The sequence below is a fragment of the Kineosporia corallincola genome, assembly GCF_018499875.1.
Lineage (GTDB): Bacteria > Actinomycetota > Actinomycetes > Actinomycetales > Kineosporiaceae > Kineosporia > Kineosporia corallincola.
On sequence record NZ_JAHBAY010000004.1, the window covers coordinates 138,127 to 151,661 of the forward strand.

At 71.5% G+C, this 13,535-nt stretch carries 17 protein-coding genes; 10 read left to right on the forward strand and 7 right to left on the reverse strand.

The features are described from left to right. Positions 1 to 13: 13 nt before the first annotated feature. Positions 14 to 751 carry an MBL fold metallo-hydrolase gene (locus tag KIH74_RS10845; protein WP_214155721.1) on the reverse strand — a complete coding sequence of 246 codons (738 nt, stop codon included), beginning with the start codon at positions 749 to 751 and terminating at the stop codon, positions 14 to 16. 74 nt (positions 752 to 825) lie between these two features. On the opposite strand from KIH74_RS10845, the gene KIH74_RS10850 reads away from it, so the two are divergent. From KIH74_RS10850 to KIH74_RS10860, 3 genes are read left to right on the forward strand one after another with little or no spacing between them, the layout of a single operon-like run. Further along, positions 826 to 1,848, forward strand: coding sequence for an FUSC family protein (locus KIH74_RS10850; protein ID WP_214155722.1), 1,023 nt, complete (start codon positions 826 to 828; stop codon positions 1,846 to 1,848). A 22-nt stretch (positions 1,849 to 1,870) separates the two neighbouring features. Next, on the forward strand, positions 1,871 to 2,473 hold the full coding sequence (locus tag KIH74_RS10855) for a DUF4126 domain-containing protein (protein ID WP_214155723.1): 603 nt from the start codon (positions 1,871 to 1,873) through the stop codon (positions 2,471 to 2,473). Between the two features lie 12 nt (positions 2,474 to 2,485). Beyond that, positions 2,486 to 3,250, forward strand: coding sequence for an SDR family NAD(P)-dependent oxidoreductase (locus KIH74_RS10860; RefSeq protein WP_214155724.1), 765 nt, complete (start codon positions 2,486 to 2,488; stop codon positions 3,248 to 3,250). A gap of 222 nt (positions 3,251 to 3,472) precedes the next feature. Here KIH74_RS10860 and KIH74_RS10865 read toward each other — a convergent pair whose 3' ends face one another. The 3 genes from KIH74_RS10865 to KIH74_RS10875 are packed head-to-tail and all read right to left on the reverse strand — an operon-like array spanning position 3,473 to position 4,807. Further along, positions 3,473 to 3,952: a GNAT family N-acetyltransferase gene (locus KIH74_RS10865; RefSeq protein ID WP_214155725.1), complete on the reverse strand. Its 480-nt coding sequence runs from the start codon at positions 3,950 to 3,952 to the stop codon at positions 3,473 to 3,475. Then, positions 3,949 to 4,245 (reverse strand): hypothetical protein, encoded by a 297-nt coding sequence (locus tag KIH74_RS10870; protein WP_214155726.1) that lies wholly within the window; start codon positions 4,243 to 4,245, stop codon positions 3,949 to 3,951. The genes KIH74_RS10865 and KIH74_RS10870 overlap by 4 nt, the downstream gene beginning before the upstream one ends. A gap of 55 nt (positions 4,246 to 4,300) precedes the next feature. After that, complete coding sequence (locus KIH74_RS10875; protein WP_214155727.1) at positions 4,301 to 4,807, reverse strand: DinB family protein; 507 nt, start codon at positions 4,805 to 4,807, stop codon at positions 4,301 to 4,303. Positions 4,808 to 5,191: 384 nt separating this feature from the next. On the opposite strand from KIH74_RS10875, the gene KIH74_RS10880 reads away from it, so the two are divergent. Beyond that, the gene (locus KIH74_RS10880; protein ID WP_214155728.1) at positions 5,192 to 6,037 is read left to right on the forward strand and encodes an aggregation-promoting factor C-terminal-like domain-containing protein; all 846 of its coding nucleotides are present in this window, start codon (positions 5,192 to 5,194) and stop codon (positions 6,035 to 6,037) included. Positions 6,038 to 6,058: 21 nt separating this feature from the next. On the opposite strand, the gene KIH74_RS38505 is transcribed toward KIH74_RS10880, so the two are convergent. Beyond that, positions 6,059 to 6,607 carry a GNAT family N-acetyltransferase gene (locus KIH74_RS38505; RefSeq protein WP_214155729.1) on the reverse strand — a complete coding sequence of 183 codons (549 nt, stop codon included), beginning with the start codon at positions 6,605 to 6,607 and terminating at the stop codon, positions 6,059 to 6,061. Positions 6,608 to 6,630: 23 nt separating this feature from the next. On the opposite strand from KIH74_RS38505, the gene KIH74_RS10890 reads away from it, so the two are divergent. Beyond that, a complete protein-coding gene (locus tag KIH74_RS10890) occupies positions 6,631 to 7,578 on the forward strand; it encodes a pyridoxal-phosphate dependent enzyme (protein ID WP_214155730.1) in 948 nt (315 codons plus the stop codon). Positions 7,579 to 7,580: 2 nt separating this feature from the next. Here KIH74_RS10890 and KIH74_RS10895 read toward each other — a convergent pair whose 3' ends face one another. Next, a complete protein-coding gene (locus KIH74_RS10895) occupies positions 7,581 to 8,246 on the reverse strand; it encodes a class I SAM-dependent methyltransferase (RefSeq protein ID WP_214155731.1) in 666 nt (221 codons plus the stop codon). A 113-nt stretch (positions 8,247 to 8,359) separates the two neighbouring features. Between KIH74_RS10895 and KIH74_RS10900 the strand changes: the two genes are divergently transcribed. The 4 genes from KIH74_RS10900 to KIH74_RS10915 all read left to right on the forward strand — a co-directional run bounded on the left by KIH74_RS10900 (position 8,360) and on the right by KIH74_RS10915 (position 12,432). Continuing rightward, positions 8,360 to 9,049: a GAF and ANTAR domain-containing protein gene (locus KIH74_RS10900; RefSeq protein WP_214155732.1), complete on the forward strand. Its 690-nt coding sequence runs from the start codon at positions 8,360 to 8,362 to the stop codon at positions 9,047 to 9,049. 16 nt (positions 9,050 to 9,065) lie between these two features. Beyond that, positions 9,066 to 9,977, forward strand: a complete 912-nt coding sequence (locus tag KIH74_RS10905) for a ribonuclease Z (protein WP_214155733.1) — start codon at positions 9,066 to 9,068, stop codon at positions 9,975 to 9,977. A 50-nt stretch (positions 9,978 to 10,027) separates the two neighbouring features. Continuing rightward, a complete protein-coding gene (locus KIH74_RS10910) occupies positions 10,028 to 10,843 on the forward strand; it encodes a hypothetical protein (RefSeq protein WP_214155734.1) in 816 nt (271 codons plus the stop codon). A 122-nt stretch (positions 10,844 to 10,965) separates the two neighbouring features. Then, on the forward strand, positions 10,966 to 12,432 hold the full coding sequence (locus KIH74_RS10915; RefSeq protein ID WP_214155735.1) for a hypothetical protein: 1,467 nt from the start codon (positions 10,966 to 10,968) through the stop codon (positions 12,430 to 12,432). Positions 12,433 to 12,759: 327 nt separating this feature from the next. Here KIH74_RS10915 and KIH74_RS10920 read toward each other — a convergent pair whose 3' ends face one another. After that, positions 12,760 to 13,125 carry a hypothetical protein gene (locus KIH74_RS10920; protein ID WP_214155736.1) on the reverse strand — a complete coding sequence of 122 codons (366 nt, stop codon included), beginning with the start codon at positions 13,123 to 13,125 and terminating at the stop codon, positions 12,760 to 12,762. Between the two features lie 125 nt (positions 13,126 to 13,250). On the opposite strand from KIH74_RS10920, the gene KIH74_RS10925 reads away from it, so the two are divergent. Beyond that, positions 13,251 to 13,532 (forward strand): hypothetical protein, encoded by a 282-nt coding sequence (locus KIH74_RS10925; RefSeq protein WP_214155737.1) that lies wholly within the window; start codon positions 13,251 to 13,253, stop codon positions 13,530 to 13,532. The last annotated feature ends 3 nt before the right edge of the window (positions 13,533 to 13,535 follow it).

The window sequence follows — 13,535 nt, forward strand, 5'->3', positions numbered from 1 at the left end:
CATTTCTGCCCCTCTAGGCCGCGCGCGCCGCTGCCACCGCCTCGGCGATCGGCATCCGCAGCGCCGGGCCGTGCCCCGGCAGGATCAGCACCGCGCCGGTCCGCACGAAACCGTCCAGGCTCCGCGCGGCCTGCGCCAGGTCTTCCTGGAAGTCGGTGTGCAGCAGCTGCGGTCCCTGGAGCCGGGACGTGCCGTGCGCCGTGACCAGGGCGTCCCCGGTGACCAGGGCACCCAGGGCGGGGAAGTGGTAGCCGACGTGCCCGCTGGTGTGTCCCTCGGCCGCGACCGGCACCGGCGAACCCGGCAGGTCCAGCGGCCCGTCGTGCGGAAAGGCCTGCGCCGTGGGCAGACTGGTGTCCATCTTGCCGACGAACAGCGGCGCGACCTGCCGCAGCCAAGTGCGCCAGGGGCGGTGGTGCAGGTGGCTCAGCACCTGCTTCAGGCTGATCTGCTCGAGGAACTCGCGCCGGGCGTGCGCGGCCTCCCGCTCCGACGTGTACACCGGAACGCCGTGACGCTCGGCCAGCCAGGGCAGCCCGCCCAGGTGGTCGAGATGGGCGTGCGTGATCAGGATGCCGCGCACGTCCTGCGGCCTGCGGCCGATCGCCCGGATCGACTGCTCCACCAGATCCCGCTCACCCGGGTACCCGCCGTCGATCAGGGTGACCCCGGTGTCGTCGCCGTACAGCACCCAGTTCGTGTTGCGGTGGTGGGCGAACCACAGATTCTCAGCGACCTCTTCCACGGGCATCCGTGTTGTCCTCCGTGTTGCTGGGGGGTATGGCGTTACCGCGCCCATTCTCGGGGCGTCGGCATGATGAAGCGGTGAGCCACCTGTTACATCTGCACCCACCGCCGCCGAACGTACGTATCGCGGCTGCCCGTTCGGTCACCTCGCTGGGGGTGCCGCTGCTCGTGCTCTACGCGTTCGGTCGCGTCGACCTCGGCATCTACGCCACCTTCGGCGCCTTCGCCGGTGTCTACGGCGGCACCGGCCGGTTCCCCGGGCGGGTGCGGGTACAGCTGATCGCCGCGACCATGCTGCTGCTCGCCGTGGCCAGCGGCGTGGTCACCGCGCTCAGCCCGCACCGGGCCTGGCTCGCCGTTCCGGTGGTGGCGGTGTGGGCGGCGCTCGCGGCGCACCTGTCCGACCGGTTCGGATGGCGGCCGCCCGGGCCGATGTTCGCCACCTTCGCCGCGGCCGCCTGCTCCGCCGTGCCGATGACCGGCCACGGCATCGCACCCGCCGTGGGCACGGCCCTGGCCACCGCCGGCCTGGCCGTGGCGCTGGCCGCGGCCGAGGTGCGGCTGTTCGGCGCCGACCGGCTGACCGGCCCGCCGCCGGACGCCGAGCACCCCTGGCACCGGCAGGTGGTCCAGATGGCGCGCTGCGCCGCGGTGGTCGTGGTGGCCGGGACGATCTCGACGGCGGCCGGCATCGCCCACCCGTACTGGGCGATGGTGGCGGCGGTCGTGCCGATGGCCGGGCACACCTACCTCTCGCAGATCACCCGCGGGCTGCACCGGGTGATCGGCACCGCCGCCGGGATCGCGGTGGCCGCCCTGCTGCTGGCCCTGGACCTGCCCGAGCCGGCGATCGTGCTGCTGGCGGCGGCGTTGCAGGGAATGGCGGAGCTCTACGTGGTGCGCAACTACGGCGTCGCCCTGCTCGCCATCACGCCGCTGGCGCTGCTGCTGGTGCAGGTGGCCGACCCGCAGCCGATCGGCCCGCTGGTCGGGGCACGGCTGGCGGAGACCTGCATCGGCGTCGGTGTGGGGCTGGTCGCGGTGATCGTCACCCGTGAGCGGTCGCGCCGGGCGGGAGGTCCGGCACAATCCGGGACATGATGTTTCATCCTGGGGATGCCCGGTGATCGCCGCGCTCACCGGTTCCGGACTGGCGGCGGCCGCGGGACTGAACGCCTGGATCCCGTTCGTGCTGGTGGCCATGGTCGCCCGGCTCAGCGACCTGATCGAGCTGCCGTCGCAGTACAGCTGGGTGGACAGCAACTGGGCGATCGCCGCCGGCGCGTTCATGCTGCTGGTCGAGCTGGTGCTGGACAAGATCCCGGCGGTCGATCACGTCAACGACCTGGTGTCCACGGCGATCCGCCCGACCGTGGGAGGCTTGATCTCCAGCGCCACGTTCAGCGCGCAGAACCTGGACAACAGCCAGTGGATGCGTGACAACCCGTGGGCCGGTGCGCTGATCGGTGTGGTGGTGGCAGGTCTGACGCACGCGACCAAGTCGGCCGCCCGGCCGGTGGTCAACGTGAGCACGGCCGGATTCGGGGCGCCGGTGGTCTCGACCATCGAGGACATCCTGTCGGTGGTGGTGAGCCTGCTGGCCATCTTCGCGCCGATCGTGATCGTCGCCGTGCTGATGATCCTGGCCTGGCTCATGTTCGTGATCTGGCGACGCTGGATCGCCTGGCGGGAACGCCGGGCGGTCAGGGTCGCGAATTCTTCCTGAGGAAGGGCTGACATGCCGAGAAGAGTCATCGTCTCCGGTGCCAGCAGTGGCATCGGGGCACGGATCGCCGAGGACTTCGGGGCGGCCGGTGACGACGTGGTGCTGGTGGCCCGCCGGCGCGACCGGCTGGACGAGGTGGCGGCCGCGGTGCTGAAGGCCGGTGCCGCCTCGGCCACCGCGGTGGAGGTGGACCTGACCGAGACCGCCGACGTGCTCGGGGCCCTGACCGCGGCCGTGGCGACCGGGCCGTTCGACGTGGTGGTCGCGGCGGCCGGCGGGAACGCCGCTCTGGACGCCGACGCTGCCGCCGAGCGCGGTGGGACGGCCTGGGCGGCCTGGCACTGGGAGGGCAACTTCCGGGCCAACGTGCTCACCGCGGTGAACCTGGTCGAAGGACTGCGGGAGCTGGACGGCATCGCCCGGGGCGCCGCGATCACGCTGTTCAGTTCCATTGCGGCATACCGTGGTTCAGGCAGCGGGTCGTACGCGGGCAGCAAGGCCGCGCTGCACCCCTACGCCTACGACCTGGCCGGCGCACTGGGCCGGACCGGCGCCCGGGTCAACGTGGTGGCGCCCGGCTACATCGCGGACACCGAGTTCTTCCGCGGGCAGATGTCCCAGACCCGCCACGAGACGCTGACCGGTCAGACACTGATCGGGCGGGCCGGCACGCCTGAGGACGTTTCGGCGACGGTGCAGTGGCTGTCGTCGCCTGCGGCCCGGCACGTGACGGGGCAGATCATCCAGGTCAACGGAGGCGCCGCGCTGGGGCACTGACCCCGGCGCCCGGACACTGACACTCCAGGCAGCGCCCCACTGGCTTCTCCCGGCGCCTGGAGTGTCAGTGGGGGTCCGGCCTCGGCGTAGGCGGCGACCAGGGTATGGGACTGGTTGTCCGGCACCAGAGGGTCTTTCGTTTTTCACACCGGCCAGACGCCCAAGGTGGTGTCAAAACACGAAGGGCCTCTCCCGTAGCCTCTCGCGTCGGAGTCCAGCCGGTCATGAGGAAGCGCGCCCTAGCTCCTTCTTGAAGTAGACGGCGGAGTCCTCGTAGTCCAGATGCCGGTAGAACCCGGCGGCCCGGCGCGTGGCCAGGCTCAGGTAGGCGCAGCCGGCCGCCCGGGCCCAGTCCTGCGCCGCGCGCATCAGCCCGGCGCCCAGTCCGTGGCCGCGCGCGGACTCGTCGACGATCAGCTCCTCGACCCAGGCGATCAGGCCGTTCGCATGGAACGCGTGATGAGCCAGGACGTGCACATAGCCGAGAACGCGCTCGCCGTCGGCACTTCTGGCCAGCAGCAGGGCCTGGCGGGGGTCGGTGATGATCTCGCCGTACGACTCGGCGAAGGCGGCTCGGCGGGGGACGTACGAAGTGGCCAGGGCCGAGGCCAGCGGCCAGATCGCCGGCAGATCCGCCGGGGTGGCGGGGGTGACGCTGATGGTGTGGACGGTGTCGTCGTCGGGCGGCGGAGGCTCGGTCACCGGGGGAGGCCGTTGCGGGCCGAGGGGATGGAATTCCCCTGATCCTGGTGCGTCTCGTCGAGAGCCCGAGGGTCGGTGGCGTCGGGCGGGGACCAGGTGAGGGCATGGACGGTGCTGGCCAGCAGCGTGGTGAACGCTACGAGGAAGAAGGACGACCAGAACGACCCCGACCAGAACCATTGCAGGATCGCCATGACGGTGGCGAACACCGCCGCACGGCTCAGCACGTCCTTGGTGCGGTTCATGGCCACTCGGCGCCGCCAGGCCAGATAGAGCTCCCATCGATCCCGCATGGCACAAGTCTCTCAGTAGGTGCATACCGAGCCAATCGGCTAGCCGGCCACGCGGCTACTCGCCTGTGGATCCGTCGATGGCCTCGCGGATCAGGTCGGCGTGGCCGTTGTGGCGGGCGTACTCGTCGATCATGTGCAGCAGAATCCAGCGCAGGGTGAGGGGGCGGCCGTGGGTCGGGTGCGCCAACGCGTCGTCCAGGGCCAGTTCTGCGGTGATACGGCGGGAGTGGTCGACCTGGGTGTGCCAGGTGGCGCGGGCCGATTCTCCGGTGGCCGTGGCGAGGTGGGTGAATTCTTCTGCCGGATCATCGGTTTCGGTGTAGAGCTCGGGCGGGGACTGCTGCGCGGCGATGACCTGGAAGTACCACCGCTCGACGGCCGCGAGATGCCGGAGGAGCCCGATCAGGGTGAGGTGCGAGGTCGGTACCGATCGGCGGCGGAGCTCAGCGTCGTCTTCAAGTGAGCACTTGCGGGCCAGGGCATCACGCTGAAAGTCGAGGAAGGCGAGCAGCAGTGCCCGCTCGTCGGTGCTGTGCGAGAGGTGCCAGCGGGAATCGTCCATGGTTCGCAGCCTGCCAGGCGGGTACGACAAAATGGGCTTTTCGGCCAGGGCTCACCCCTGGCGGTCCGGCCGTTAGCCCACGGTGAATCTTGGCCGGGCCGCGCCGGTGGTGCTTGTCGCCCGGCGCCGGTAACCGCCACCGTGGTCGCTGTGACGACGGTGGCGGTTGCTACGGCTGAGGAGCCGGATCTCGCCGACCAGTGGCTGAGCACAGGCGGACAGCCGGGGGCGCGTGTCTATCCGAAACGCTCTGACCTGCGGCGCGCCGCCGCGCGCCGGGCCGCCGGGAGCCGTCCGGCCGGTGGTCGCCCGGCGGGGCCGGGTGGTGGGCAGCGGCCGCCGTCGCCTGTGGCCGCGCCCGTGACGGTGCCGGCGGGTGTGACGGTGTCGGCGCCCGTGACGATGCCGCCGCCCGTGACGGTGCCGGCGGGTGAGACGGCGCGGGCGGAAGCATCGACGCAGGCGGAGGAGCCGGCGCGGGCCGAGGTGCCGGCGCGGGCTGAGGTGCCGGTGTCGTCCACCGCGCCCCTGGCCGGGCCGACAGCGGTGGCGGGGGTGCCCGGTGTGCCGCGCGCGATGCCGGCGCTACCGGTGGTGGGGCGCAGAACGGTCCGGATGCTGGTTCTGGCGCTGGTGGTCGGGGGGCAGGGGGCCGGCGCGTCGTACCTGGCGCAGAACGGGATCCCGCTTCCGGGGCCGGACGGTGGGGCTGCGATGCGGGCGTCGGCGTTCGTGGCGGTCCCCGAGTTGCGGGCGGCGGCGGTGGAGACCGGTTTCGAGCTGGAGGCGGCGCGGGTGCGGCAGCGGCTCCGGGCTCAGCGTGACGCCGCGCCGGCCAAGGCGGACGCGGCTCTCGCGCAGGCCAGGGCGGCGCAGGCGCGGCTCCGGGCGGCGGCGGAACGTCGTCGCAAGGCGCTGCGCGAGGCCCGCCGCGACCCCCGGCCGGCGGCGAGACTGATGGCCGCCGACCGCGGCTGGCCGCAGTCCCAGTTCTCCTGCCTGGACTCGCTGTGGACCAAGGAGAGCAACTGGAACTACCTGGCCAGCAACCCGTCGTCGGGCGCGTACGGCATTCCGCAGTCGCTGCCCGGCAGCAAGATGGCCTCGGCCGGGGACGACTGGCGCGGCAATCCGGTCACGCAGATCCGCTGGGGGCTGGACTACATCGCCGAACGGTACGGAACCCCCTGCGGAGCATGGAATTACAGCCAGGTGCACAACGCCTACTGAGCTGTCGAACGGTGGACGACGTCAGCGGCTCAACGGCACCCGGGTGACGACGGTGAAGCCTCGGCGCCGGTACCAGCTCAGGGGCCAGTCGTCCTCGTCCGCCCCTACGACGCTGGTGCCCACGCCGATCCCGGCCAGGTGGGCGGAGACGGCCGACAGCAGCGCGTTGCCGAAACCCCTTCCGCGCCAGGCCGGGAACACGTCGACCTCCTGCAACCGGGCCCAGGCCGGGTCGGTGAGCCGGAAGAACCCGACGGCGCCCACGACGTCCCCGGTCGTTCGGGCGAAGAGCATGGTCAGACCCAGGTGGACGGTGCGTTCGCGCAGGGTCGTGACCATGGCCCGCGCCAGTTCCGGTCCGACGCCGAAACCGGCCTCCACCTCGATCCGGAACCGCTCGTACCGGGCCCAGTCCGCCTCGCCGCTGATCGGGGTGAGGGAGAGTTCGGTGGTGGCCGGGTGGGTGGCGCGGGTCAGCAGGCTCTTGCCGGGGGTGGTGGGGTCGGTCAGCTCGTGGGTCGCGGGAAACAGGCGGCGCTCGGACTCGAGGGCGTGCTCGGCAGGATGCACCGGGCCGAGCGTAGTCTCCCCCGATGACCTCCACCGCGCCGCGTCTGGGCAGTTATCCCACACCGCTGGAACCCGCGCCCCGTCTGGCGGCGGCACTCGGCCTGCATCCGGGTGACCTGTGGATCAAGCGGGACGACCTGATCGGCCTGGGCGGCGGCGGCAACAAGGTGCGCAAGCTGGAGCACACCCTGGCCGCGGCGCTGGCCGACGGGGCCGGGGTGGTGATCACCAGCGGTGCGGCGCAGAGCAACCATGCCCGGCTGACGGCGGCCGCGGCGGCCCGGGCCGGTCTGCGGGCCGTGCTGGTGCTGACCGGGCAGGCGCCGGCGGTGCCGGTCGGAAACCTGTTGCTGGATCACCTCTTCGGTGCCGAGATCGTCTGGGCCGGTGACCTCGCCCCGGCCGCGCTGGGGGAGCGGGTGGCGCAGGAGGCCGAGCGGCTGCGGGCGGCGGGAGACACCGTCGCGGTGATCCCGTTCGGCGGGTCGAGCCCGCTCGGGGCCCTGGGGTATGCCGAGGCCGGCACCGAATTGCTGGGCCAGGAACCAGAACTCGACCGGGTGGTGGTGGCGGTCGGGTCGGGCGGCACGATGGCCGGCCTGGTGCACGCCCTCGGTGCGGCCCGGGTGCTCGGTGTGGACGTGGGGGCACTGGCCGACCCGGTGGCCGCCGTCGCCGGGCTGCTTCACGCGATGGGCGGTGCGGCGGACGGGCTCGTGATGCGCCGCGACCAGGTGGGTGAGGGCTATGCGGTGGTGACACCGGCCGTGCGCGAGGCGATTTCGCTGACCGCCCGCACCGAGGGCGTGGTGCTCGACCCGGTCTACACCGGCCGGGCCGCGGCCGGGCTGGTGGCCGCGGTGGCCGACGGCACGGTCCGGGCCGGGGAGCGAACCGTCCTGCTGCACACCGGTGGGCTCCCCGGCCTGTTCGGGCACACCGACGCCGCCTCGCTGGCCGGTGACGGGTGACGTCAGAAGACGGTCGGGCGCGAGGCCAGCAGGTGTGCGTAGGGCCGGGTCTCGTGAGGTGGGCGCGGTGCCCGCACGGTCTGCGACACCACCGGTAGTCCCGCGTCGGTGAGGGCCCGCGCCACCTCGTCCGGCACCAGACGCTGGAGCGGCAGGTCGACCTCGTGGTCCAGCCAGCTGGTCATGCCGAGGGGTGTCTCACGCACGCTGAAGGCCAGCAGGACCAGCCCACCGGGACGCAGCGCCCGGCGGAAGCCGTTCAGCATGACGGAAAGATGCTCGGGCGGAACGGTGTTGAAGGAGAACAGGGCCACGATGCCGTCGAGGCTCTGGTCGGTCACGCCGAGGTCGAGCACCGAGGCCTCGCGGAACTCCAGATCCGGGTACGTCTCCCGGGCCCGGCCGAGCATCGCCGGGGAGAGGTCGAGCCCGAACGCATGCAGGCCGAGGTCACGCAGGAACCGGGTGACGTGCCCCGGTCCGCAGCCCACGTCGGCCACCCGGCCGCCCGGGGTCCCGCCCGCCTCCCGCACCAGCTCGGCGAACAGCGTCAGGAAGGCGCGGTCGAAGGGACGTTCCCGCAGCCCTTCCCGCGACGCTTCGGTGTAGGCCCGCGCCACGGTCTCGTAGGTGGCGCGGGTCGAGGTCAGGAACTCCGGTTCGCTCACGAGGGCGCATTATCCGGTGCGTTCAGCCGACCGGCTGTGGAACCGGGCGGGCGGTGGCCCGGGTCGGAGCGTCTCGTCAGGACCGGTGACCAATGGCAAGGTAACGTCACCATATGTCGAACCTACCCGCCGCAGTGCTCACGCAACTGCTGGGCGTGCGGCTCGAGAACGCGTCCCTGGAGCAGTTGCTGGGACGCTACGTCGCCATCGCCCAGGACGGTCTGCCGGGCATGGACGAGGTGTCGATCACCCTGATCCGCAACGAGAGACCGTTCACCGCCGCCCACACGGGCGAACTCGCGCTGGCCGCGGACGAGCTCCAGTACGGCTACGGCTACGGCCCCTGTCTCGACGCCGGGCAGTCCGGTGAGGTGCTGACGATTCCCGACATGACCCGGGAGACCCGCTGGCCGGAGTACGCCTCCAAGGTGGCCGCGCAGGGCGTCCTCAGTGCGGTGTCGGTGCCGTTGCCGCTACAGACCGACCTGATCGGCGCGCTGAACTGGTACGGCCGATCGACCGGGGTTCCGGAGGCCGAGCTGGGGGCCGGGGTGGAGCTGGCCTCGCACGTCGCGGTGGCCGTCGGCAATGCCGTGACCTACAGCGACAGTGCGAAGTTCGCGGCGGACATGCGGGCCGCGATGGCCAGCCGGGCCGTGATCGAGCAGGCCAAGGGCGTGATCATGGCGCAGAACCGGTGCGGTCCGGACCAGGCCTTCGAGATTCTCCGGACCGCGTCGATGGGGCGCAACGTCAAGCTGCGCGACCTGGCCCGGCAGATGGTGCTGAAACTGCACGACTGACCACGATAATCCGGGCATGGGTAACCGGGAGATCATCGCGCTGGGCACCTCGTGCCAGGTGCCCACGCGCGAGCGCAGCCACGTGGCCACGCTGGTGCGGCTGGGGGACGTCACGGTTCTGGTGGACTGTGGCGAGGGCACCCAGCGGCAGATGTTGCACGCGGGGGTGCGCAGTTCGCAGATCGACGCGCTGTGCCTGACCCACGAGCACGGCGACCACACCTTCGGCGTGCCCGGCCTGCTGAACCGCCGCCGGGTGGACGATCTGCCCGGCCCGCTGCCCGTGCTGGCGCCGCAGGCGTCGCTGGAGCGGCTCTCGCTGCTCACCGGGTTCGCCACCGGCGGCCCCGACCCGCTGCACCGCTGGGTGCCGGCCCCCGATCACGGGCCGGTGGAGGTGATGCGGCTCGGCACCTGGAGCGTGTGGACCGCGCCCCTGCACCACCGGGTGCCGACCGTGGGTTACCGGTTCGTGGAAGACGACTCGCGCCGGGTTCTGCCGGAACTGGCTGCCCGACAGGGCATCTCGGGTCCGGAGATCGGTCGCCTGCAACGGGGTGAGTCGGTGCGGGGCACCAGCATGGACGACGTCAGTGTGCACCGTGCCGGCCAGCGGGTGGCGGTGCTGATGGACACGGCCCTGTGCGACGGTGCGCTGGCCCTGGCCGACGGCTGCGACCTGCTGGTGTGCGAGGCCACCTACACCACGGCGGAGACCGGCCGGGCCGCCGAGCACCGGCACCTGACGGCGGCGCAGGCGGCCGGGCTGGCGGTCCGGGCCGGTGCCCGGCGGCTGGTGCTGACCCATTTCTCCTCGCGTTACGAGAAACTCGACGTGCACGAGAAGGAGGCGTCGGACGTCCACCCGGATGTCGTGGTGGCGCGGGACCTCCAGGTGGTGCCGGTGCCGGCCCGCGAGATGTCGTGAGGGCGACACGGTCGTTCAGTCCTGGGGCCTCATCTGGTTAGGCTCGGCCGGTGCGTCCTTCCCCTCACGTACTCGACCTGTTCGCCGTTCCCGAAGACCCCGAGCCGTTGCCCGGCGGCCAGGGGCACAGCGTGCTCGCCGGTGACCTGGTGCTCAGTCCGGGCCGCGACCCGGGCACCCAGGAGTGGCTCAGCCCGCTGCTGGCCCGGTTCGCCGTCCGGCTCGACGTGGACCCCGCCCGGCACCGCCGCGACCTGCGGGTGGCGGTGCCGGTGCCGGCCCGCGACGGCTCGTGGGTGGTGGACGGCTGGGCCGCCAGCCGGTACGAGCCGGGCACGGTGACCTGCCGGGACCTGGACGTGGCGATCGCGGCCGGGCACGTGCTGCACGCCCGGCTGGCCTCCCTGGTGCGCGAGCGCCCGGCCGGGCTGGCCCGGCGCAACGACCGCTGGGCCAGGGCCGAGCGGGTGGCGTTCGGTGAGGAACCGGTGCCGTCGCTGCGTCCCGAGGTGGCCGGGCTGGTGTCGCACGCCCTGGACGCCGCGGGTGACGACGGGCTGGGGCCGGACCAGCTGGTGCACGCCGACCTGGCCGGCAACCTGCTGCTGGACGCCGACGGGGCGCCGGTGGTGATCGATTTCGCTCCGGCCTGGCGCCCGGTGCTGTGGGCCGACGCGGTCTGCGTGCTGGACAGCGTGCTCCGGCGGGTCGCGCCGCGGAAGGTGCTGGTGGACTGGGCCTCCGGGCCGGCCCGGGTGGCGATGCTGCGGGCGGTGGTGTTCCGGCTGGTGTCGGACGACCCGCAGGACGTGGACCTGGACGGTTACGCGGACGTGCTGCGGTCGATCATGATCGCGACCACCTGAGGCCGGCGACCGGGCAAAGTTCCCTGTCGGGACAAACCTCACATTCGGGTTGTGTGCGCGTTTCGAACATGTGAGTCTCCTGTGAGGCGTCGCGAGTGGCGACACTGACGTTGGAGTCGCCGGTGCGAACTGTCTTTTCGTCACGCCTCGTCGCCGTTGCGGTGTCGGTGCTCCTGATACTGACCGGCTGGACCGGTCTTTCCGGCACCGCCCGGGCCGCCGAGGCGCCGGTCCCGATCGAACTCGGCACACCGGTGACGGTCGAGCTGCCGGAGTCCACCTCGAAGGCGCAGTACACGTTCACCACGACCGGCCTGGCCGGCGGGCACGCCCGGCTGGCCGTGCTGGTCGACGAGATCACCGTGCCCTTCGGTGTGTACGCGGTCTTCACCGGCTCCAGCTCGTATTCGGAAATGGCCTCCGGCACGACCTACTTCGAGGTCCCGATCCGGGCCGACGGCACCTGGACGGTGGCGGTGAGTGCGGTCAAGCTGCACTCCGGGCACACTCCCGGCACCGGAACCGCCCGGCTGACCGTCGAACTGGCGCAGGACGAGACCACCACCGTCGAGGTGGGAACACCCTTCACCGAGCAGTTCACGAACCGCGGTGTGGACGTCTACGCCGAGGTGCCGCTGATCGCCGGCCGCCGCTACGGCTACGACGTGCGGGAGGTCTCGGCCACCGGGCTGTACTCCTACGACAGCGTGCGGGCCACCCTGATCTCGCCGGACGGGGCCACCGAGATCGACCTGGGCCGTGCCACCGACGCCCCCACCTGGGCGGAGACCCGCGCCCTCACCCAGGGCGGCACCTGGACCCTGCACCTCGACCCGGAGCGGGCCACCACCGGATCGATCACCGCCGCCCTGGTCGAGCTGGAAAAGGTTCCCGGTGGGACGCTGAAAACCGGTGCGGTGCAGACCGTCGAGTTCACCGAGCCGGGCCAGGTGGTGAGCCTCGACCTGACCGGCACACCCGGACGGCGCCCGGTGCTCGAGTTCGTCTCGCGTGACCTGGCCTACGGCGGCGGTAACAACGACGTGCCGGCGCTCGGCGTCACCCTGACCCGCCCCGACGGCACCTACGCCCGGGACTACGAGTCCCGCGAGAGCTACCTCGAGATGGAGACCTACGACGTGGCCGGCACCTGGTCGCTGGCCCTCGACCCGCAGTGGCGCGCCACCGGATCGGTCACCGTCCGGCTGGTCGAGGTCGAAGACCTGCACGCCGCACTGCCTCTCGGTCGCCGGGGCACCGTGACGTCGTCGGTGCGCTGGCAGGACGCCTTCCTCACCGTCGACGGCGCCGAGGGCCAGGCGCTGCGCTTCGAGGTGTCGGACCAGTCCTGGTCGGCCGATGGCCAGGGACCCGGGACCGGGTCGATCGACCTGAAGTTCCTGCGGCCGGACGGGTCCGAGGCGGGTTATCGGGTGCTCTACCGTCCCGGCGTGGTGGAAGACACGGCCGTCGTGTTCGAGAGCCCGGTGTTCGACGTGCCGGGGACCTGGACGGTGTGGGTCGACCCGGGAGGCGACAGCACCGGCTCGCTGAGCGGCAGGGTGAGCCTGGTGCAGCCCGCGTCGTGACGGTATCGGGCCCGGGTCGGGCCCGGGTCGGGCCCGGGTCGAGTAGGCGTCGAGCCTGGGGCGGACCTACGTCGAGCCCGCGTCCTGACGGCGCGGGGCCGGGAACATGCGGACGGATCGATGTGCTGGTCCGGCCGCATGCTCCGCCGAATTTGGGGAAATGCCAATCTGGTCGGATTTCCGGTATAGTCCTGGACCGGGAGGAGTGTTGATCAAATGTGCTGGAGGCAAGTGACTCTCGCAAGCCGGGTGACGGTCGCACCCTGTCGTAATGAGGACAGTGCTTCCGAAAACTGACTCATCGGCGGGGTGTTCGATCAAGGTGCGTCATTCGAAGCGAATGCCGCCGTGGATGTCGCGGGCCTGCACCGCATGACCGCCCACGTTCCCGTGCACGGTGTTCGTCGTCGTTCGCCCGGTGTCGTCGTGGTCCGGGCGGTGCGTGTTCCAGGCCGATTCCAGCCAGGTGCGGAAATCGGCGTCGCTTGAGACGCTTTCATGCAGTAGTGCGATGAGCGCTGCACGTGCTCGTGTATCCATGGGGCGGTGAAGAACGTCGTCGAGGGCCTGCTGCGCCGGATGCCTCCGGCGCAGGTGATCTCGCAGGCCGGAGGTGAATTCGGCGAACGCGGCGGGGCGGTCGGCCGCGGCTGTCAGTTCGGCCACCACCTGGCTGATCAGGTCGTTGGTCATCGGGTCCTCCCGGCGCCTGGGGGTGGACGGATTCGTTGTCCTGGGTGATCCTCGCTGGTAGCGACATTTTACTCAGTGTGTAATTTCTGCCATGCGTTCGGCCACAATCAAAAACGGGGGTTACTGTGACGGGGAGTAATCCGGGGAAATGGAGCGCGGACAGCTCTGCCAATTTTCTGCGGCGGCTGGGCAAGTCGTCGCACGAGCTGGGACAGACGGCGGGCAATGTGAGCTGTCCCGACATCTGGGAACTCGACAACGGTGACATCGCGGTGATCGGCACCGAGCTCAGCCACAGTTACACCGGCAGGCTGCCGGACGGGGTGTCGATCGACCCGGGCGAGAGCCTGGTCGTCATTCCGCGCCGCACCATCGTGGCAGCCAAGACCGACATCCCGGACCAGTGATGG

Excerpts from the sequence above, each read along its gene's own strand:
- KIH74_RS10845 (WP_214155721.1), bottom strand. The coding sequence starts at position 751 with ATGCCCGTGGAAGAGGTCGCTGAGAATCTGTGGTTCGCCCACCACCGC.
- KIH74_RS10860 (WP_214155724.1), top strand. The coding sequence starts at position 2,486 with ATGCCGAGAAGAGTCATCGTCTCCGGTGCCAGCAGTGGCATCGGGGCA.
- KIH74_RS10870 (WP_214155726.1), bottom strand. The coding sequence starts at position 4,245 with ATGCGGGATCGATGGGAGCTCTATCTGGCCTGGCGGCGCCGAGTGGCC.
- KIH74_RS10875 (WP_214155727.1), bottom strand. The coding sequence starts at position 4,807 with ATGGACGATTCCCGCTGGCACCTCTCGCACAGCACCGACGAGCGGGCA.
- KIH74_RS10890 (WP_214155730.1), top strand. The coding sequence starts at position 6,631 with ATGACCTCCACCGCGCCGCGTCTGGGCAGTTATCCCACACCGCTGGAA.
- KIH74_RS10900 (WP_214155732.1), top strand. The coding sequence starts at position 8,360 with ATGTCGAACCTACCCGCCGCAGTGCTCACGCAACTGCTGGGCGTGCGG.
- KIH74_RS10905 (WP_214155733.1), top strand. The coding sequence starts at position 9,066 with ATGGGTAACCGGGAGATCATCGCGCTGGGCACCTCGTGCCAGGTGCCC.
- KIH74_RS10920 (WP_214155736.1), bottom strand. The coding sequence starts at position 13,125 with ATGACCAACGACCTGATCAGCCAGGTGGTGGCCGAACTGACAGCCGCG.